Origin of the sequence: Chlamydia suis (assembly GCF_900169085.1) — a bacterium.
Taxonomy (GTDB): Bacteria; Chlamydiota; Chlamydiia; order Chlamydiales; family Chlamydiaceae; genus Chlamydia; species Chlamydia suis.
This window is the reverse complement of sequence record NZ_LT821323.1, coordinates 106,363-125,050: the sequence shown is the minus strand read 5'-3', so window position 1 is coordinate 125,050 and position 18,688 is coordinate 106,363. Positions and strand designations below refer to the sequence as shown.

Here is an 18,688-nt window from a genome sequence, read left to right as displayed (position 1 = left end):
AAAATTCACGTAAAATCCCATCAACATACTTATCGGTCATGGATTATGCAAGAGTTTATTGGTATAGCGGATCGTCACGTAAGACTCGCTTCTTTTCTCCGAACAGCTCTACCTCATTTACCTAAAAAAACTATTTTAGAGTCGATTTGCTATCATGGATGTCGAGTAAACGGTCGTATCGAACGGTTTGAATCTTACAAACTTCAACCCGGAGACCGCGTTTGTTTACAAATCATCACGCGTTCTTCCCCACAACTACTCTGGGAAGACGAGCATCTTTGTGTTTATAATAAACCCGCAAAACAAACTTCTGAGGACCTAGCCAAGCAACTTCATACCCATCTTGTTCACCGCTTAGATAGAGACACTTCTGGATGCATTCTTTTTGCAAAAAATGAAAAAGATGTGGCTCTTACCACCCAGCTATTTAAAATGCGACAAATAGACAAACACTATATAGCGTTAGTATTTGGTCATCCACGCCAACACTCCGGGATCATTACAACCTACACGGCTCCTCGCCATAGACGCCTTGGCGCTGTTCTGTTTGGAAATACAGATAGAAACTCTGGAAAAATAACCATCACCGAATGGGAAGTTCTTACACTTTATCCCAAGTATGCTCTTCTTCTTTGTCGCCCTATTACAGGACGAACTCATCAAATACGCTTACACATGAGAACCATCGGACATCCAATCGTCGGCGATGTGGATTACGGAGCTAAAGAACAACCGAAACAGGTTACTCGTCCTTTACTCCATGCAAAAAGTCTTCGGTTCATTTCTCCTTTTTCTAAAAAAAAGATAGAGGTTTCGTCTTTAACTTCCGATGACCTCTATCCTTTTTATACAGATTTTAAGCCTCAATAACCCATAAACAAGCTATTTCTTCAGACAAACGCCAACAACTCCAGCCCATCCTACGAGACATTCTCGTAACAATCTTCGGTTCTCTTCGCTCATAGGATCTCTAAAAGTAGCCGTTTGATTTTGTAATGTGTTGCCTGCTCCAAACAAAGCTATTCTAGCAAGTAGCTGCTCTCTGATACCACTGGAGGTTTCTACGCTGGATTGACTTGTAGAGACTCTCAATCTCTCAAAACAGATTTGCTCGTCGCAGACCTCTTGTCTCAGCCAACCAAAAAACTGTGCCTCACAAGAAGGAGCTCCCGCCAAAGAATATTTTGAAACAGCCATGCAGATACAACATAACTGTAGCAGCTCGCTCGTCGTGAGTGTAAGAGACTCTTCCCCCTCACAATTTCGAAGAGAGTATGATAGAATCGAGAAGACTTGGCTGATTACAACAAAAACTTGTTGAGCGCTCATCAAAGATCGCTCTCCGCTTGCTGAAACGATCTGCGTTCTAAAAAGTGTTTTAAGCAATTTCTCCAGATCAAACGAAGATCTTTTGCCTGAATGATCGGTGATTAAGATTTTTTCACCTAACTCTTCAAGAGAACACAAAGGAGTCTTTCTCCCAAGAGCTTGGATAATGCGCGCTTTCCAGAAGCTGTTTTCTTGAAGCAGCTCCGAAGCCGAAGCAAATTCTTGGCATAACTTAATCTGCGTCATCCGACATTGCAAAGACTCAAGCTCACAGACGATCTCTATACAACTCTCTTCTAAAGAATGAAGAGAAGGGATCTCAACACTTATACCCGAAAGCAAATCATGAACATTTACTCCCAATTTGCTCAAGGCTAACAGCATAACTTCACTTCCAAAAGTTTGTTCCAACTTCTCGTATAGATGTGCTGTATAAGAATTTATCGTAAAAGGCTCTGAAGATGGATCGCACGAGTCTGCGCAACTACAGAGAGCCTTACCTAAACGTCCGCAACCGCCTTCTCCATTAGAACACCCCAGCCAAGGGTGCCCAAAAGGAGCTTGACAATGCTCAGCTACAGCAGAGCAACAATCTGATGCAGCGCCTGAATGATTGCTAGCACAACGCCAAAGCATTTGCGAGACTCCCACACCCGCTTTTCCAAAAGGTCCTGTTAAAGGATTTTGAGATCTCTTATCAGGACAACAATCTCCACAAGAAGTGTCCAAAGATTTTTTATTTAAAAATTCAAGAATGCCCGCCATCTGACTAACAGCCCCAGACTGAGAACCTCTCCCATCTGATAGAGGTAAGCCGTATTGTGTACAGAATGTTGAACTCAATTTAGAAGAATGCGAAGAAGCATTCTTCATTCCGAGCACGGCTTCAAGAAATCTTTTAGCCTCTTTAGGAGAACAGGATTTTAGGTGATCCCGAAGAGCTTTATGTTCACAAGATCCTCCAACGCCGCCTGAAGCATGGGATGCCGATCCCAAAACTGCAGCACAAAATTCTGCAAAATCCTGCCCTCCGCTTAATCCTAATAACAAAGCTCCGAGCATTCCAGATTGCCGTGATGATACAGAAGAAAAGGTTGTGGTCTGAGAAATTGTTGTAGGAGAGACAGGCTTTGCTTTGGCAGGCTGCTTAGTAACGACAGAAACCCAGCGGTCTCCGCATCGGGTATATACCCCAGAAGATCCTGTAGGAACAACCTCAGGAGAACAGTTTAAGATGGTAGAGGATAGACTTTGGGGGCTTATAGGCTGCGGAGAATCACTCCGACTCCCTTCTACGGCTTGATTTTCTTCCCCTCTATCTGAAGAAGCTGAAGATGTTATTGACCCTGAAAACCAACTACAAATGCTACCCAGTGCAGACATGATCCCCCTTTTACTTTTATTTTTTTCAGAAAAGGCGAGATTTTATCCTGCAAGAAGCATTTTTTCATGTTTTAAAACAAAGTTTTCAAAAGTTTTTAAAACAAGATTCTTTTCTTAAAAACAAAAAGCCTCCTCTAAATAGAGGAGGCTTCTTATCTTTCGATAAAGAAACGGTTAGTTGCCGGTGGAGACAACTCCTGCTCTTCTTGCCCAAGAAGAGAGACATTCTCTCAACAGAGCTTTACTTTCTCTACTGTTAGGATCTCTCAAAGAGGTTAGCAGTTCTACAAAAGCACTTTTCGCCTCTTGTTTTACGACTAATTTACGAATCGCTGCTTGAGCGTTTCGAGTGTCACTACAATCAATACGATCCTTTGGAGATTTTTCTTCCAAAATAGCGCATGTAAACTCTTTACACTCCTCGCAACTAGGTCCTCCTACTAAGGAAATATCACAAGAAGCTATGCAAATACAAACGAGATCCATCAACTGTTTAGGAGTCATCCAAACTGGCGTCCCCTGATCCCCTACGGCAGCCGAAAGAACCGCACAGACCCTGCTAAGGACCTTAGTTGTCTGATCGATATCCAACCCATCTCCTTCAGCACCGGTTTGCGTTGTTATCTGTAAACAGGATAAAGCTGGCAGCAATAACTCCAGATCAAAGTTCACAGCTTCTTGTCTACCGCCAACGGGGGTGGTAATTTTAATGCGATTTCCTAACTCGGGAAGAGGCTTTGTTGGCGTGCATCCCAATAGCCCCGATTGAACGGACTGTGTCCAGAAAGGAGAACTGTCTAAAAGTTCTACGCAAGAGCAGAAACGCTTGAGCCACTTCTCATGCGACATACGCATCATCAATCGACCAACCGTAGATAGCGCTTCTCTACAAGATGCTTCTAACTGTTCCGGAGAAGGGATTCCATCAATAGACCCGGAGAGTAAATCTGCCACGGTGATTCCCATATTCTGCAGACCCAACATAAATGTAGTCGAGCCGACAGCACCCTCCAACTCCTTAATCTTATTAACATAATCTGTTAAATCCGCCTCTGCGTGTACAGAATCACTGCAGCACCACGTTTCCGCGCAACCGCACAAAAAGTTCCCAAATTCTCCGCAGCCTCCCTCACCGCCTGCGCAGCCACATGAATCGCATCCACAAGATCTTGTACAACAAGGCTTACAAGAATCATGACACATTAACATGCTCTTCTTAACCCGCTGACTTTTTGCGGCTAAAGCGAGAAGGTCTGCCAATCCCTTCCCAGCAAGCCCAACTGCCCCAACAATAGAATTAGAAGAACTTGAAAGTGTTCCAAAAAAATTAGAACAACACTCTGCTAATCCTGGAGTTTGTGGTTGCTCTGAAGCTCCGCTCTCTTTGTTTATTTTCTGCAACAAATCAACTAATTGTTTCACATCCGGATTATCTTTATTCGAGAGCATATACTGGCTAAGTAATAGAGATGCCAGAGGAGAGGTATTGGATGTTTTTCCATCGGTCCCTAGACCTAGTAGTATCGCAGTAGCATCAGACACAGAAGCATTTTTCAGCAGCTCTCTTAATTCAGAATCTAAGGATGCTGTACCATCAACTTGGTCCGATGTAGTTGTTAAGTGTCTAACGCGATCTTCTCCAAACAAAGTAAAGAGATTCGATCCTGATAGAGAGCTCATCCCAGAAAGCATGGTCGCCAACTGTAAAGAAGCTTGGGAAGATGATTGGACTTGTTGCGGCTGCTGTCTAATTACAGACACAGGGAACACTCCGGAAGCAGGAGACGCGCTGTCAACACAGTCTCCATCCTGCGTTGAAGAGAAGGAAGTTATACCAATCCCTTGAGAAGAAAAGCGTCCTTGGCCTCGGGTAAATAATCCTCTTCCTCCCGAACTGTTACGCAAAAGCCCCTGTACACCAAACGAACAAGCCCCCATCACAGGCTGAAACGGCATGCCATCTCTCCCCGAGCTGACAGAAGTCGGTTGGGTGCATATGGGAGAAGGCGAAGCACCCTCGGCGTTGTTCCCATCAACAGAGTCATTACCATTATTGTGGGTCTCATTGCACAAGCGAGACCACAAAGAGGAACACAAACCTCCCAACCCATTAATAACAGATGACATACCTTTAACTCCCGGATTTTAAAATTTTTAACCAGAATTCTACATCTAGCATCTGTTTTTTTACACTTTGAAAATTAAGTTTTTATTATTTTTATTCAAAAAGAGGTTTTTTGAATAAAAATTAAGTTTTATTTTTCTATAAAATTTTATCTGCTCGTTTGATCGAGCCAACAGACGTTTTTGTCTCCATTTCTCAATAATAGGGAATCTGCTACTCTCCTCTTTCAATAAGACTAAATGGGGTTAGCTCATGTTGAAGATCGACTTAACAGGAAAAATTGCTTTCATAGCCGGTGTAGGAGATGACAACGGGTATGGCTGGGGCATTGCCAAAATGTTAGCAGAAGCTGGCGCAACCATCCTCGTGGGAACCTGGGTTCCTATCTACAAAATTTTCTCCCAGTCTTGGGATCTCGGGAAATTCAATGAGTCTCGTAAATTGTCGAACGGAGAGCTGCTTACCTTAGCCAAAATTTATCCAATGGACGCGAGTTTCGACACCCCAGAAGATGTCCCTCAAGATATTTTAGAGAATAAGCGCTACAAGGACCTATCGGGTTATACCGTTTCCGAAGTAGCGGAACAAGTAAAGAAAGATTTCGGCCATATTGATATCCTTGTTCATTCTCTGGCTAACAGCCCCGAAATTGCTAAACCTTTACTTGATACGTCGCGAAAAGGCTATCTTTCCGCTTTAAGCACTTCCAGCTACTCTTTTATTAGCCTTCTTTCCCACTTTGGTCCCTTTATGAATGAAGGCGCTAGCACCATCTCTTTGACCTACCTAGCCTCTATGCGTGCCGTTCCTGGATATGGAGGAGGAATGAGTGCGGCCAAGGCAGCTTTGGAAAGTGATACGAAAGTTTTGGCGTGGGAAGCCGGTAGACGCTGGGGGGTCCGTGTGAACACGATTTCAGCAGGGCCATTAGCTAGCCGGGCAGGGAAAGCCATTGGCTTTATAGAACGAATGGTCGATTACTATCTAGATTGGGCGCCGTTGCCATCCCCGATGGAAGCAGAACAAGTAGGTGCGGCAGCAGCCTTCTTGGTCTCTCCTTTGGCCAAAGCCATTACGGGAGAGACCCTATACGTAGACCACGGAGCGAATATTATGGGCATAGGGCCAGAAATGCTGCCTAAGAATTAAAAAGCTGCTGATAACGCAGCTCACCAGCTTCCCAGGCAGAAAGAATACCGAGATCTTTTGCCGGGGGAGCTAAAAAATCTGCCAAACCATGCATCTCATCTGGAGCAGTCTGCATGACAATTTTAAAATCACCTCGAGACAATAGGTCTATATCGTTAGCATCATCTCCTGAGGTCATGATGAACGGCTTATTTCCCTTATAAAGAGAACGAACCACCTGATCTACAGCAAATCCTTTAGAAACATCCTTTGCAGTAAGCAGCAGAACGGCATAATTAAAATCGAAAGGCCAACGCATATAGTTCATCGTTACCCGCGACGAAACCTCTGGAGCTTCGGCAAACCTTTCCATCATTTTTCTCACTTCTGAGCGTCTTCCAAAAAATTTAGCAACAGCAAAATTTTCGTAAGTAAATTCTTCTGATAGACGTTCCTGGACATTAATCAGTATTTCCGCAGCCTCTGATGAAGGGAAATAAACTGCATCAAGAATTTTTGTGAGCTCCCGAGTTTCTTGTCCTAATTCCAATCTAAAATACGTATCACGATTGGAAGCCCCAGATTCTATACACACAACAAGATCTAGCCCATCAAAATGTTTTTCTAAAACCTCAAGAAAATCTCGAGGCATATTGCGAAAATAAAAAAACTCTTTTTTCGTAGACGACCATACGGAAGCTCCGTTCTGGCTGCCTAGTAAAAAAGGAACAGAAATTTTGTTGAAAAGAGGATATGCGTAAGAAAAATATCTTCCTGTTAGAAAAAATAATGACCACCCAGCGTCATGATATTGATGCAAAGCCTCTATAACTCGGTCATCGAGTTGGTGCGGATGATGCGTAATAGTTCCATCAATATCCGTAACTAACAACTTATCTAAACTCATAAAGAAGCTCTCTTTTTGCCCTCTCTTTATTTTTTATCTTTAAATTGCTTTAAGAAACCAGACAATATCTCTCCCCTAGGAGATGGAGTCTTTTTCTGGTCTTGCTGCAATAGGGTATTCAGGTCTGTATTGGGAGGAAATTCGGACAATAAAGTCACATGATCTCCCCTCTCCGCAATCACTAAGGTTTTATTTGCAACCTTGATCACATAGATAGAAGTTTTTGACGCTAGAACACGACGATCTAAAACCTTAATCGATGAATGGATGCTCGGAACATGCCCTCGCGAACGCAAAAAACGCCGAAATAACCAACACCCAACTCCAAATATCCCTAACAATAGAATCAAAGAGCCAAGCATCTTTCCTACTTCCCAGCGCATAGAATCGGAAAAAGCCTCGTTAACAAAAAAGAGCTCTTGCGGGATACTTGCTGAAGAAGAATCTTCTTCTAAAAAAAATTGGTTGTGTGGAAACAAGCGCAACATAAAACCTTCTTCCTCTAAGGATCCCAATCAAGATGTGTTCCTCATCCTACGAAGCTATAGTTTATTAATCAAGAGCGCTTGTTCTAATCCATAGGCTTTGGCATACTCACTTTTCTAAAAAGTTTTTGGAGGAGCTTAGATGATCGCAAGGTTTGGCGTTGCCTGCCTCCCTCTAGCCATTTGGCTGTATTCTGGGGCCAAATTACTCGCAAAAGCTCTGTATCTTGCCTTACACTATCGGTTTCCTCTCATCTTAGCTGCGCAGCTATTTGCTGTAGCCTGGGTAATAGCCTCTGTTAAATATCATTTACTTTTAAAGAAAAGCGTAAATAAACAACATGAGCTAGATGCCCGACTTCTTATCAAAGAAATCTCTCCTCAAACATTTATTAAAAAATCCTTTTTATCGAAGCGTATGTTTGTGGTCTTGGGTATGTCAGTGATCTCTTCTACATTACATCGCTCGACAACCCTTCCCATATTATCATTTCTTATGTGCTCCTCTGTTAGCTACGCTCTTTTCAAAGCAAGTCTTGTTCATTGGAAACTTCTTAAGAAACTCAAAGCCAAATATTCTATTTACTACTGATTACTCAGCAACAGCTACCGCTGTAGCGTATTTTCGACAATGGCTTATGGAAAGAAAGATACGTTTCACCCCCAAGGAGCTTAATAAGGAATTAGGAACGACGACTTGGGGATGGCGAGCCTCTCTATGTATTTCGATTTCTTTCCACTTTAAAGATTGGCCTATCCCCGTGCCCAAAGCTTTGGCTACCGCTTCTTTAGCAGCAAAACGTGCTGCCAAAGAAGCATAGGGATTTGACTTAGAAAAACAGTACTCTCTCTCTACTGTTGTGAAAATCTTCTGTAAAAACCGCTCTCCATGAGTCTGATGGATTCTACGAATTCTATCAATCTCTACAATGTCAGTCCCAATTCCAAACATAGCTATTCATTATCTAAAAATCTTTCTGCATCTAACGCCGCCATACACCCGCTGCCCGCAGAAGTGATCGCTTGTCTGTAATACTTATCTTGAACATCTCCTGCAGCAAAAACCCCTGGGACCGATGTCCGAGAGCTTCCTTTTTCTGTAATAATATACCCATTTTCATCTAAGGCCACCTGTCCCCCTAAAAATGCAGTATTAGGCTGATGCCCGATAGCGAAGAAAACTCCAGCAGCTTCCATTGTCGTCGTAGTCTTTGCGACGTTATTGAAAATATCGATGGACCGCACCACAGAATCTCCCGATATTTTTACCACCTCGCTATTCCAAAGGAAAAAGATTTTTTCATTAGCCTGCGCTTTATTTACCATGGCCTTTGAAGCTCGTAAAGCATCTCTTCTATGTACAACAAACACACGTTTGCCATAACGCGTCAAAAACAACGCCTCTTCTAAAGCAGAGTCCCCTCCCCCCACAACAAATAAATCTTTATCTCGGAAAATGGGAGAAGCTCCATCGCAAACAGCACACGCAGTAACTCCTTTTTGCCAAAATTCATTGTCTCCTGCGCCAGGAATAGATAAGCGCTTGGCTGATGCCCCCGTAGCTATAATACACGCATCACATGTAAAAATGTCTTCTCCTGATTTCAAGACAAAAGGTTTGACGCTAAAATCGACGGAGGTAATGTCTTTGGCGAGCACCTGCGTACCAAAACGCAGTGCTTGCGCTTTCATACGATCCATTAACTGCTGACCCAATACCCCTTCAGGGAAACCTGGAAAATTTTCCACCTCGGTCGTAGTCATTAGCTGGCCTCCGGCAACACCCGAGAAGAATCCCTCAAATAGTACTGGGGTCAAAAGAGCTCTGGAAGCATAAATAGCAGCTGTGTAACCAGCAGGACCAGAGCCTATAATAGCTAATTTTACATGTGTCATGGAAACTCCTGATTATAAACTTAAGATAAGGCTGAAAAAAGCGACGAATATACAGGAAAAAGTCATTCTTCTTGATTTACAAAAAAAAGGAACTATAGCCGACCCAACTTTTTACGCAAATGACATTCATCCCCTATATCCTAAGACAGCCGAACGTCATTTTTTAGAAAAGAACTTGCTAACAAAATATTTATTTGTGGTTTTCTTCTCAAAAAAATCTAAAACAAAAAACGCGAAAAAAACTCACAAGTTTTTTAGAACAATTTATTACTTCTAGAGCAAGGGAGATCTTGCCTTTTTTAAGGTGAATATTTACACTGTTCTTTTTGACTTTGTAGTTTTTAGGAGAACATCATTAAATGCCAAATCAAGCGGATTATACTTGGGGAGCAAAAAAGAATCTCGATACGATAGCTTGCTTGCCAGAAGACGTAAAACAATTTAAAGACCTTCTTTACGCGATGCATGGCTTCACCGCGACGGAAGAAGAACCTACTAGCGAAGTACAGCCTGGTGCGATCCTAAAAGGTACAGTTGTCGACATAAGCAAAGACTTTGTTGTTGTTGATGTTGGCTTAAAGTCTGAAGGGGTCATTCCAATGTCAGAATTTATCGACTCTTCAGAGGGCCTGACCGTTGGGGCTGAAGTTGAAGTTTATTTGGATCAAACTGAAGACGACGAAGGGAAAGTTGTTTTATCCCGAGAAAAAGCCACGAGACAACGTCAATGGGAATATATTCTGGCGCATTGTGAAGAAGGATCTATCGTCAAAGGACAAATCACTCGAAAAGTCAAGGGTGGTTTAATTGTCGATATTGGTATGGAAGCCTTCCTTCCAGGATCCCAAATCGACAACAAAAAAATTAAAAACTTGGATGATTACGTAGGAAAAGTCTGCGAGTTCAAAATTCTCAAAATCAATGTGGATCGCAGAAATGTTGTTGTATCTAGAAGAGAGCTTCTAGAAGCTGAACGCATTTCTAAGAAAGCAGAGCTTATCGAGCAGATCACAATCGGAGAACGTCGTAAAGGTATTGTCAAGAACATTACCGATTTCGGAGTTTTCTTAGACCTCGATGGAATCGATGGTTTGCTACACATTACAGACATGACATGGAAACGCATTCGACACCCTTCTGAAATGGTTGAACTCAACCAAGAGCTGGAAGTGATCATTCTTAGCGTAGATAAAGAAAAAGGTCGTGTAGCGCTTGGCCTGAAGCAAAAAGAACACAATCCTTGGGAAGACATTGAGAAAAAATATCCTCCAGGAAAACGTGTTCGAGGAAAAATTGTCAAACTACTTCCTTATGGAGCATTTATTGAAATTGAAGAAGGTATCGAAGGCCTTATTCACGTTTCCGAAATGTCTTGGGTTAAAAACATTGTAGATCCTAACGAAGTGGTGAACAAAGGCGACGAAGTTGAGGTCGTTGTTCTCTCCATTCAAAAAGATGAAGGAAAAATATCTCTTGGCTTAAAACAAACAGAACATAATCCTTGGGATAACATTGAAGAAAAATACCCTATTGGCTTACGCGTAACAGCTGAAATTAAAAATCTAACGAATTACGGAGCTTTCGTTGAGTTAGAGCCTGGTATTGAAGGACTAATTCACATTTCCGATATGAGCTGGATCAAAAAAGTTTCGCATCCTTCAGAACTCTTCAAAAAAGGAAACACCGTTGAAGCAGTTATTCTGTCGGTAGACAAAGAAAGCAAAAAAATTACTTTAGGGGTAAAACAATTGACTCCTAATCCATGGGACGAAATTGAAGCTATGTTCCCTGTTGGAAGTGATATCTCTGGCGTTGTAACCAAAATTACAGCTTTCGGTGCTTTCGTTGAACTGCAAAATGGCATTGAAGGACTGATTCATGTGTCAGAGCTTTCTGAAAAACCTTTTTCTAAAATTGAAGACATCCTCTCCATTGGAGACAAGGTTTCTGCTAAGGTCATTAAACTAGACCCTGATCACAAGAAAGTTTCTCTTTCCATTAAAGAATTCCTTGCTCATGGTGGACAGGCTGGTCAAGATGAGGAAGAGACGTCTTCTGACAGAGACTAATCTTTTTTCTAAAAGAAGCTTTCGTTATCGAAGAGCTAACGCAAGAGCAGAGCTGTTAATAGCTCTGCTCCATTATTAGCATTATTTTTTTTGCTTTTTTTCCCTTACCCATAAGAGGAGTATTAATGAACAAGGATCTTGTGGCTATTTTTGACTACATGGAAAGAGAGAAAGGTATTCAACGCTCTACAATAGTAGCTGCTATTGAATCCGCTCTGAAAATTGCTGCGAAAAAGACTCTTAGAGACGACGCGAATGTGTCCGTAAGTATCAATCCCCGCACTGGTGATATAGAAGTTTTTTGCGAAAAACAGATCGTTGAAAAATGCCAAAATCCAAGTAAGGAAATTCCCCTAGATAAGGCTCGTGAATATGATCCAGACTGCCAAATTGGGCAGTATATGGATGTTCCTTTTGTCTCTGATCAATTTGGAAGGATTGCTGCTCATGCAGCACGTCAAATCATTGGGCAGAAGCTTCGTCATGCTGAGCGCGACGTGATTTACGAAGAGTATCGTCATCGAAAAAATGAAATTATTTCGGGAGTAGTTAAAAGTTTCGCTCGAGGAGCAAATCTAGTGGTCGATTTGGGGAAAGTCGAAGGGTTGTTGCCCGCTCGCTTTTACCCTAAAACAGAAAAACATAAAGTTGGTGATAAGATTTACGCACTTCTTTACGAGGTACAAGAATCTGAAAACGGCGGAGCAGAAGTAATTCTCAGTAGAAGTCACCCAGAGTTTGTAAGACAGTTATTCATGCAAGAGGTGCCTGAACTAGAGGAAGGGTCTGTTGAAATTGTAAAAATTGCAAGAGAAGCCGGGTATCGTACAAAAATGGCTGTGCGCTCTTCTGACCCTCAAACTGACGCTGTTGGAGCTTTCGTAGGAATGCGTGGCTCTCGCATTAAAAACATCATTCGGGAATTGAATGACGAGAAAATAGACGTTGTAAATTATTCCCCTGTGTCGACAGAATTGTTACAAAATTTGCTCTATCCTGTAGAGATTCAAAAAATTGCTATTTTAGAAGACGATAAAGTTATCGCTATTATTGTCCAAGACTCGGATTATGCAACTGTTATTGGTAAACGAGGTATCAACGCTCGCCTAATCAGTCAAATTTTAGGCTATGAACTCGAAGTCCAAAGAATGAGTGAATACAACAAGTTGTTGGAAATTCAACGCTTGCAGTTAGCCGAGTTCGAAGATCCTCGATTGGATCAGCCGTTGGAAGTCGAAGGAATTAATACGTTGGTAGTGCAAAACTTAGAGCACGCAGGATACGACACGATTAGGAAAATATTGCTGGCTAGCGCTAGCGAATTGGCTTCTGTTCCAGGAATTAGTTTAGAGCTAGCCTATAAGATCCTAGAACAGGTCAGCAAATATGGAGAAGGCAAAGTTGACGAAAAACCTCAAGTTGAAGATTAAGAATGCACAGTTAACGAAGGCTGCTGGCTTAGACAAATTGAAACAGAAACTAGCTCAAGCCGGCTCTTCTGACACCAAAAATTCTCCAGCAAGTAAAGCTCAACCCAAAGAAAAGGGCTTAAAAAAAACTGCTGGCACGTCCATTCCTGCGCCTGAGGCAGAATCAGGCATAACAGAATCTACCGCAAGAAGAATTCGTGCTAAAGATCGCTCTTCATTTGCGACAGAAGAGCCTACTGCACCAGCAGCTCTGTCCAGCGATGCTTCGCATTTAACTTTGGACATAGTTCCTTCGGCAGGCTCTGCAGATAGCGATCTCTCGTCTCAAAAGGAAAAGACTAGTAGTGATACTGCAGAAGTTTCTTCTTCGCAGGAAGATGCGACAGTTCCTCAGGAAGAACACGCCAAAGAGCCGTCTGAGCGCGTCGAAAAAACCCCCATTATTAGGACAAGAACAGAGCCTAAAAGTGTTGTCTCCATCAAACCCAAATTTGGGCCTACAGGGAAACATATTAATCATCTATTGGCTAAAACTTTTAAAGCTCCAGCTAAAGAAGCTCGAGATGCGGCGCCCGCAGAAGAAACGCCTAAGCAAACGCGTCCTCCTGTGGATTCAACTCCTAACAGCAATAAGCAATCATCTTCTGGAGCAAGTACTCGTCAGACTTCATCCGCTCCTGCTTATCGAAGAGACTCTGCGAATAATAATAACAACTCTAAGCGAGGCTCGGAACGCGATCGCGCTAAAAGATCTGAAGATAATGTCAAGGCTTTTACAGGACGCGACCGTTATGGGTTAAATGAGGACTCTTCCGAAGAAGATAAGTGGCGAAAAAAACGTGTTCATAAAACGAAAAAACAAACTGAAGAACATGTTGTACAATGTCCGTCTCACATTAAGATCGCACTTCCTATCACAGTCAAAGATCTTGCGGCCGAGATGAAGTTAAAAGCTTCGGAGCTTATTCAAAAACTTTTCATTCACGGCATGACCTATGTTGTAAACGACATTTTGGATAGCCAAACCGTTGTACAATATATTGGATTAGAGTTTGGATGTACTATTGAGATTGATTCTTCTGAGAAAGAAAAACTTTGCTTGGTAGAAAATACTGTCCGCGACGAAATTAACGAAACGGATCCGCAAAAGTTAGTCATTCGTTCCCCCATTGTGGCTTTTATGGGGCACGTAGACCATGGAAAAACAACTCTTATCGATGCTTTACGGCAAAGTAATGTGGCAGCCTCGGAAGCCGGCGCCATTACGCAACATATGGGAGCCTTCAAATGCTCGACTCCTGTTGGAGAAATTACTGTTCTTGATACGCCTGGTCACGAGGCTTTTTCTGCCATGCGAGCTCGAGGAGCAGAAGTTTGCGATATCGTAGTATTGGTTGTCGCAGGAGACGAGGGAATTAAAGAGCAGACTGTGGAAGCTATTGAGCATGCGAAAGCTGCTAATATTACCATTGTTGTTGCTATCAACAAATGCGACAAACCAAACTTCAATGCTGAAACAGTTTATCGTCAGTTAGCAGAACTCAACCTTCTTCCTGAAGCTTGGGGAGGATCTATTGCAACCATTAATACGTCTGCTAAGACAGGAGAAGGATTGCAAGATTTGCTTGAAATGTTAGCATTACAAGCAGAGGTTCTGGAGCTGAAAGCCGATCCTTCTGCTAGAGCTCGCGGACTTGTTATTGAATCTGAGCTGCATAAGGGATTGGGAGCGGTTGCAACTGTACTAGTTCAAAACGGAACGCTTCATCTAGGAGAAGCTTTAGTATTTAACGATTGTTACGGGAAAGTAAAAACCATGCACAATGAGCATAATCAGCTCTTGCAGGCGGCAGCACCCTCTACTCCCGTGCTCATTACAGGCTTATCCGCGATTCCTAAAGCAGGAGATCCCTTTATCGTCGTTAAAAATGAAAAAGCTGCAAAAGAGATCATTAATGCCCGACTTGCTGGGCAGCAAAGATCTGCTGCTTTGCAGAAAAAGCGACCGAACTTTGATGCTGTGTTACAAAACAAGAAAACTTTGAAGTTGATTGTCAAAGCCGATGTTCAAGGTTCCATAGAAGCTTTAGCACACTCCATACTCAACATTCGCTCAGAAAAAGTCGATGTCGAAATTTTATCTAGCGGAGTTGGCGATATTTCGGAATCTGATATCCGTTTGGCTTCAGCTTCTAAAGCCGTAGTTGTTGGATTCCATACAAGTGTAGAAAGTCATGCAGAGTCTTTAATTAAAAACTTAAATGTTAAAGTTCATCTGTTCGATATCATTTATCACGCAGTAGACGCTATTAAAGAAATCATGACAGGTCTTTTGGATCCTATAGCAGAAGAGAAAGACTTGGGTGCTGCTGAGATTAAAGCGACCTTCAAATCTTCCCAATTGGGAACTATTTACGGTTGCCTGGTTACAGAAGGAAGCATGGTACGCAATCAGAAGATTCGCATTATTAGAAATAAAGAGGTTCTTTGGAAGGGCTCTCTCTCCTCCTTGAAACGCCTCAAAGAAGATGTCAAAGAGGTTAAAAAAGGAATGGAGTGCGGTATCTTACTGGACAATTACCAACAAGCACAAATTGGCGACATACTTCAGTGCTATGAGGTTATTTATCACCCACAAAAATTGTAGGCCGATATGACTGAAAATAGACGAATGAAAAAAGTGAATGCAATGTTGCGAGAAGCTATTGCAAAAGTCATTTTGAAAGATGTAAAGCACCCTAAAATTTCAAATTGCTGGATCACGATAACACGAGTATCTTTGTCGAGAGACTTACAGTCTGCTCGTGTTTATGTATCCATAATGCCGCATGACAATTCTCAAGAGGAAACGCTTGCGGCTTTAAAGGCTTCTGCTGGATTCATTGCTTGTCAAGCTTCTAAAGCTGTCGTTCTCAAATATTTTCCAGACTTGCACTTCTATGTAGAAGATATTTTTTCTCCTCAGGACCATATAGAAAGGCTTCTTCTGAGAATAGCAGAACAAGATAAACAAAATTAACCCATAACAATATCTCTGAACTCCACGATCAATTATGGAAATTGCGACAGAATCTATCGAAGGCGTTTTGCTTGTAGACAAACCACAAGGGAGAACTTCTTTTAGCCTTATTCGTTCCCTTGTTAGGCTAATAGGCGTAAAAAAAATTGGCCATGCAGGGACCCTGGATCCTTTTGCTACAGGCGTTATGGTTATGCTGATAGGGAGAAAATTCACTCGTTTATCAGACATCATGCTTTTTGAAGATAAAGAATATGCTGCCGTAGCACACCTAGGAACTACTACAGACACTTATGATTGCGATGGAAAAATCGTAGGCCGCTCTAAAAAAGTTCCAACTATGGAAGAAGTGTTGGAATGTACGAGCTATTTTCAAGGAGAAATTCAGCAAATACCTCCCATGTTTTCGGCTAAGAAGGTGCAAGGGAAAAAATTATACGAGTATGCTAGACAGGGGTTATCCATAGAACGGCAATTTGCCACCGTAAGAGTAGATCTTCGTTTAGTTAAGTATGAGTACCCACGTTTACATTTCGTAGTTCAATGCAGCAAAGGAACCTACATTCGGAGCATCGCTCACGAGCTAGGCAATATGCTGGGATGTGGAGCTTATTTGGAAGAACTTCGCCGATTGCGTAGTGGAATTTTCTCCGTTGATCAGTGTATTGACGGGAATCATCTGGATGAACCAGGATTTGATGTAGTTCCTCATTTACGTGACGCAGATGGACTTATTCTACAGCCTGCTCCCCGCCTCTGATTCCATAGCATCTGTTACGGTAGGTTTTTTTGATGGGTGTCATTTAGGACATCAGGTTCTTCTTTCTTCCTTGAAACGGTTTCCTGGGAAAGCTGGAGTCATAACGTTCAGCGAACATCCCGAACACACCCTATCAAACTCTCCGCCAGAAGAAATCACCCCCCTTGAGGAACGTATTCGATTGTTGGCGGATTGTGACATCGATTATCTTGCGGTTCTTCCTTTTAATCGAGAAATAGCCAATAAAAAAGCTGAACACTTTATTTTGTCCATTTATAAAACGCTTCGCCCCTCGAGAATCCTCTTAGGATATGATTCTCGATTAGGAAAAGACGGCCTAGGAACAGCGCAGACATTAAAACCCTTTGTTTCTTCTTTAGGGATGTCTTTGGAAGAAGTTCCTCCCTTGTGCATTGATGGGACAATTGTATCTAGTAGAAAAATTCGGCAATTTCTACGAGAAGGAAATCTCCTTTCGGCAGAAAAATTTTTAGGCAGACCTTTTTCCTATACCGGAATCGTCTCTCGCGGACAGGGAATCGGCTCTTCCCTTGGATATGCAACGATCAATCTACCTCTAACTCACTCACTCCTGCCGTTGGGAGTCTACAGTTGTGAAGTAAAAATTGAGCAGCAAAGCTATCTAGGGGTCATGAATCTCGGTATGGCGCCTACAATACAAAGACGCCAATTATGCTTAGAGGCTCATATTCTAGACTTTTCGAAAGATCTTTATGAAAAACGCGTGACTATCATTCCCAAAAAATTTCTTAGAAAAGAACAGGCGTTTTCTTCCGTAGAGGAGCTAGCTCTTGCTATACAAGAGGATATACGCAAGGCTCGTTCAGATTAAAAGCCTCCCCCGCTTCAATTATGCAGGAACAACATGATATCCCCATCTTGAACAATATAGTCCTTGCCCTCTGCACGAAGTTTCCCGGCTTCTCGCGCACCAGCTCTTCCATTATAGGTAACAATATCCTCTAGGGTCACAACCTCTGCACGAATAAATCCTTTTTGAATATCCGAATGAATTTCCCCTGCTGCTTCTCCCGCTGTAGCTCCTCGAGCAATGGTCCAAGCTCGAGTCTCTTGCGGACCCGTAGTGAAATACGAAATGAGCCCCAGAGTGTTATAAGCAGCGGCTACTAAACGAGATAACCCCGACTCTTGCAAACCTAAGCTGTGTAAAAAATCTCGACGCTCTTCTAAGGGAAGAGAGAGAATCTCCTCTTCTAATTTTACACAGATCGGAACTACGCTCGCTCCTTCTCGGTTCGCTACCTCTCGCACTTTTTGGACATAAGGATTATCCAGCTCTGTTAAAAAGCTTTCATCGATATTGGCGATATAAAGCATGGGCTTTCCTGTAAGGAAAGGATAGGGTTTTAACAAGATTCTCTCTTCTGAAGAGAGCGTCAATGTTCGCACTGGATTTCCAGCTTCTAAATGTTCGACTACACGATCCAGAAGAGGTAACAACTGTCCAACATCCTTTTTCCCTTTAGCCTGTTTCCCTAATTTATCACGAACGCTAGTAGCCGAAGCAAAATCTGCCAATATCAATTCTAAATTGATGACAGCAATATCCTCCTCGGGATCAATTTTTCCAGATACGTGGGTGATGTCGTCATTATCGAAACAGCGCACAACGTGAGCAATCGCATGCGTTTCTCGAATATGTGACAAAAAGCGGTTTCCCAATCCGGCACCACTTGCCGCACCTTTAACCAATCCGGCAATGTCTACAAATTTCATATCTGCATAGATAATCTTTTGACTCTGACTAATACGAGCTAATGTTTCTAATCTAGGATCGATAACAGGGACAACCCCGACATTGGGATCAATCGTGCAAAAAGGGTAATTGCAAGATGCGACCTGCGCCCCCGTTAATGCATTAAATAAACCCGACTTGCCTACATTGGGAAGCCCTACTATTCCACACTCAGTTTGTCCCATTTCGATTACCCAGAAAATTGATTCTTTTTTCCAAGACCAACAAAGTCTTGCTTTTTAACTGCTAAGGGAATTGAGATTTTAAAGAAAAAGCAAGATTAGTGCTAAAAGAAAACTTCTTTTGCCCTAGAAGAACATTACTCACTGCACATAAACAAGATGAGCTCTAACCTCCTTCTTTCTTGAGAAAAACATTTA

General features: G+C 42.3%; 17 protein-coding genes. 10 read left to right on the top strand and 7 right to left on the bottom strand.

Features of this window, described 5'->3' with window-relative positions:
* Window positions 1–45 precede the first annotated feature (45 nt).
* Window positions 46–870, top strand: coding sequence for an RluA family pseudouridine synthase (locus B6E89_RS00565; RefSeq protein WP_080123501.1), 825 nt, complete (start codon window positions 46–48; stop codon window positions 868–870).
* 12 nt (window positions 871–882) lie between these two features.
* Here B6E89_RS00565 and B6E89_RS00560 read toward each other — a convergent pair whose 3' ends face one another.
* Both B6E89_RS00560 and B6E89_RS00555 read right to left on the bottom strand, forming a co-directional pair.
* Complete coding sequence (locus B6E89_RS00560; RefSeq protein WP_080132836.1) at window positions 883–2,712, bottom strand: hypothetical protein; 1,830 nt, start codon at window positions 2,710–2,712, stop codon at window positions 883–885.
* Window positions 2,713–2,886: 174 nt separating this feature from the next.
* Window positions 2,887–4,839, bottom strand: coding sequence for a hypothetical protein (locus tag B6E89_RS00555; protein WP_231909327.1), 1,953 nt, complete (start codon window positions 4,837–4,839; stop codon window positions 2,887–2,889).
* Between the two features lie 250 nt (window positions 4,840–5,089).
* Here B6E89_RS00555 and B6E89_RS00550 point away from each other — a divergent pair, with 250 nt between their 5' ends.
* Window positions 5,090–5,986, top strand: coding sequence for an enoyl-[acyl-carrier-protein] reductase (locus B6E89_RS00550; protein WP_080124232.1), 897 nt, complete (start codon window positions 5,090–5,092; stop codon window positions 5,984–5,986).
* Here B6E89_RS00550 and B6E89_RS00545 read toward each other — a convergent pair.
* Both B6E89_RS00545 and B6E89_RS00540 read right to left on the bottom strand, forming a co-directional pair.
* Window positions 5,976–6,872 carry an HAD-IIB family hydrolase gene (locus B6E89_RS00545; RefSeq protein WP_080125947.1) on the bottom strand — a complete coding sequence of 299 codons (897 nt, stop codon included), beginning with the start codon at window positions 6,870–6,872 and terminating at the stop codon, window positions 5,976–5,978. The genes B6E89_RS00550 and B6E89_RS00545 overlap by 11 nt on opposite strands.
* Before the next feature lie 26 nt (window positions 6,873–6,898).
* A complete protein-coding gene (locus tag B6E89_RS00540; RefSeq protein WP_080122887.1) occupies window positions 6,899–7,360 on the bottom strand; it encodes a flagellar biosynthetic protein FliO in 462 nt (153 codons plus the stop codon).
* 139 nt (window positions 7,361–7,499) lie between these two features.
* Between B6E89_RS00540 and B6E89_RS00535 the strand changes: the two genes are divergently transcribed.
* Complete coding sequence (locus tag B6E89_RS00535) at window positions 7,500–7,949, top strand: hypothetical protein (protein WP_080125946.1); 450 nt, start codon at window positions 7,500–7,502, stop codon at window positions 7,947–7,949.
* On the opposite strand, the gene acpS is transcribed toward B6E89_RS00535, so the two are convergent.
* Entirely contained in the window at window positions 7,950–8,309 is a 360-nt protein-coding gene (gene acpS / locus B6E89_RS00530; RefSeq protein WP_035405637.1) for a holo-ACP synthase, read from the bottom strand. It lies immediately after the preceding gene.
* A 2-nt stretch (window positions 8,310–8,311) separates the two neighbouring features.
* Window positions 8,312–9,253, bottom strand: coding sequence for a thioredoxin-disulfide reductase (trxB, locus tag B6E89_RS00525; protein WP_080132835.1), 942 nt, complete (start codon window positions 9,251–9,253; stop codon window positions 8,312–8,314).
* Between trxB and B6E89_RS00520 the strand changes: the two genes are divergently transcribed.
* The 7 genes from B6E89_RS00520 to B6E89_RS00490 all read left to right on the top strand — a co-directional run bounded on the left by B6E89_RS00520 (window position 9,252) and on the right by B6E89_RS00490 (window position 17,384).
* Window positions 9,252–9,530, top strand: coding sequence for a hypothetical protein (locus tag B6E89_RS00520; RefSeq protein ID WP_080124228.1), 279 nt, complete (start codon window positions 9,252–9,254; stop codon window positions 9,528–9,530). The genes trxB and B6E89_RS00520 overlap by 2 nt on opposite strands.
* An 82-nt stretch (window positions 9,531–9,612) precedes the next feature.
* Window positions 9,613–11,322: a 30S ribosomal protein S1 gene (gene rpsA, locus B6E89_RS00515; protein ID WP_080123498.1), complete on the top strand. Its 1,710-nt coding sequence runs from the start codon at window positions 9,613–9,615 to the stop codon at window positions 11,320–11,322.
* A 125-nt stretch (window positions 11,323–11,447) separates the two neighbouring features.
* Window positions 11,448–12,752 (top strand): transcription termination factor NusA, encoded by a 1,305-nt coding sequence (gene nusA, locus B6E89_RS00510; RefSeq protein ID WP_035405628.1) that lies wholly within the window; start codon window positions 11,448–11,450, stop codon window positions 12,750–12,752.
* Window positions 12,709–15,399 carry a translation initiation factor IF-2 gene (gene infB, locus B6E89_RS00505; protein ID WP_080132834.1) on the top strand — a complete coding sequence of 897 codons (2,691 nt, stop codon included), beginning with the start codon at window positions 12,709–12,711 and terminating at the stop codon, window positions 15,397–15,399. The genes nusA and infB overlap by 44 nt, the downstream gene beginning before the upstream one ends.
* Before the next feature lie 6 nt (window positions 15,400–15,405).
* Window positions 15,406–15,771, top strand: coding sequence for a 30S ribosome-binding factor RbfA (gene rbfA, locus B6E89_RS00500; RefSeq protein WP_080125945.1), 366 nt, complete (start codon window positions 15,406–15,408; stop codon window positions 15,769–15,771).
* A gap of 34 nt (window positions 15,772–15,805) precedes the next feature.
* Window positions 15,806–16,531 (top strand): tRNA pseudouridine(55) synthase TruB, encoded by a 726-nt coding sequence (truB, locus tag B6E89_RS00495; RefSeq protein WP_035405623.1) that lies wholly within the window; start codon window positions 15,806–15,808, stop codon window positions 16,529–16,531.
* The gene (locus tag B6E89_RS00490; RefSeq protein ID WP_099156062.1) at window positions 16,488–17,384 is read left to right on the top strand and encodes a bifunctional riboflavin kinase/FAD synthetase; all 897 of its coding nucleotides are present in this window, start codon (window positions 16,488–16,490) and stop codon (window positions 17,382–17,384) included. The genes truB and B6E89_RS00490 overlap by 44 nt, the downstream gene beginning before the upstream one ends.
* Window positions 17,385–17,398: 14 nt before the next feature.
* Here B6E89_RS00490 and ychF read toward each other — a convergent pair whose 3' ends face one another.
* Window positions 17,399–18,499: a redox-regulated ATPase YchF gene (gene ychF, locus B6E89_RS00485; RefSeq protein ID WP_087877776.1), complete on the bottom strand. Its 1,101-nt coding sequence runs from the start codon at window positions 18,497–18,499 to the stop codon at window positions 17,399–17,401.
* Window positions 18,500–18,688: the final 189 nt, after the last annotated feature.

Coding starts and splice junctions, on each gene's coding strand:
- nusA (WP_035405628.1), top strand. CDS start 11,448: ATGAACAAGGATCTTGTGGCTATTTTTGACTACATGGAAAGAGAGAAA.
- B6E89_RS00535 (WP_080125946.1), top strand. CDS start 7,500: ATGATCGCAAGGTTTGGCGTTGCCTGCCTCCCTCTAGCCATTTGGCTG.
- rpsA (WP_080123498.1), top strand. CDS start 9,613: ATGCCAAATCAAGCGGATTATACTTGGGGAGCAAAAAAGAATCTCGAT.
- infB (WP_080132834.1), top strand. CDS start 12,709: ATGGAGAAGGCAAAGTTGACGAAAAACCTCAAGTTGAAGATTAAGAAT.
- truB (WP_035405623.1), top strand. CDS start 15,806: ATGGAAATTGCGACAGAATCTATCGAAGGCGTTTTGCTTGTAGACAAA.
- B6E89_RS00550 (WP_080124232.1), top strand. CDS start 5,090: ATGTTGAAGATCGACTTAACAGGAAAAATTGCTTTCATAGCCGGTGTA.
- B6E89_RS00520 (WP_080124228.1), top strand. CDS start 9,252: ATGGAAACTCCTGATTATAAACTTAAGATAAGGCTGAAAAAAGCGACG.
- rbfA (WP_080125945.1), top strand. CDS start 15,406: ATGACTGAAAATAGACGAATGAAAAAAGTGAATGCAATGTTGCGAGAA.
- trxB (WP_080132835.1), bottom strand. CDS start 9,253: ATGACACATGTAAAATTAGCTATTATAGGCTCTGGTCCTGCTGGTTAC.
- acpS (WP_035405637.1), bottom strand. CDS start 8,309: ATGTTTGGAATTGGGACTGACATTGTAGAGATTGATAGAATTCGTAGA.
- B6E89_RS00555 (WP_231909327.1), bottom strand. CDS start 4,839: ATGTCATCTGTTATTAATGGGTTGGGAGGTTTGTGTTCCTCTTTGTGG.
- B6E89_RS00540 (WP_080122887.1), bottom strand. CDS start 7,360: ATGTTGCGCTTGTTTCCACACAACCAATTTTTTTTAGAAGAAGATTCT.
- B6E89_RS00545 (WP_080125947.1), bottom strand. CDS start 6,872: ATGAGTTTAGATAAGTTGTTAGTTACGGATATTGATGGAACTATTACG.
- B6E89_RS00565 (WP_080123501.1), top strand. CDS start 46: ATGCAAGAGTTTATTGGTATAGCGGATCGTCACGTAAGACTCGCTTCT.
- B6E89_RS00560 (WP_080132836.1), bottom strand. CDS start 2,712: ATGTCTGCACTGGGTAGCATTTGTAGTTGGTTTTCAGGGTCAATAACA.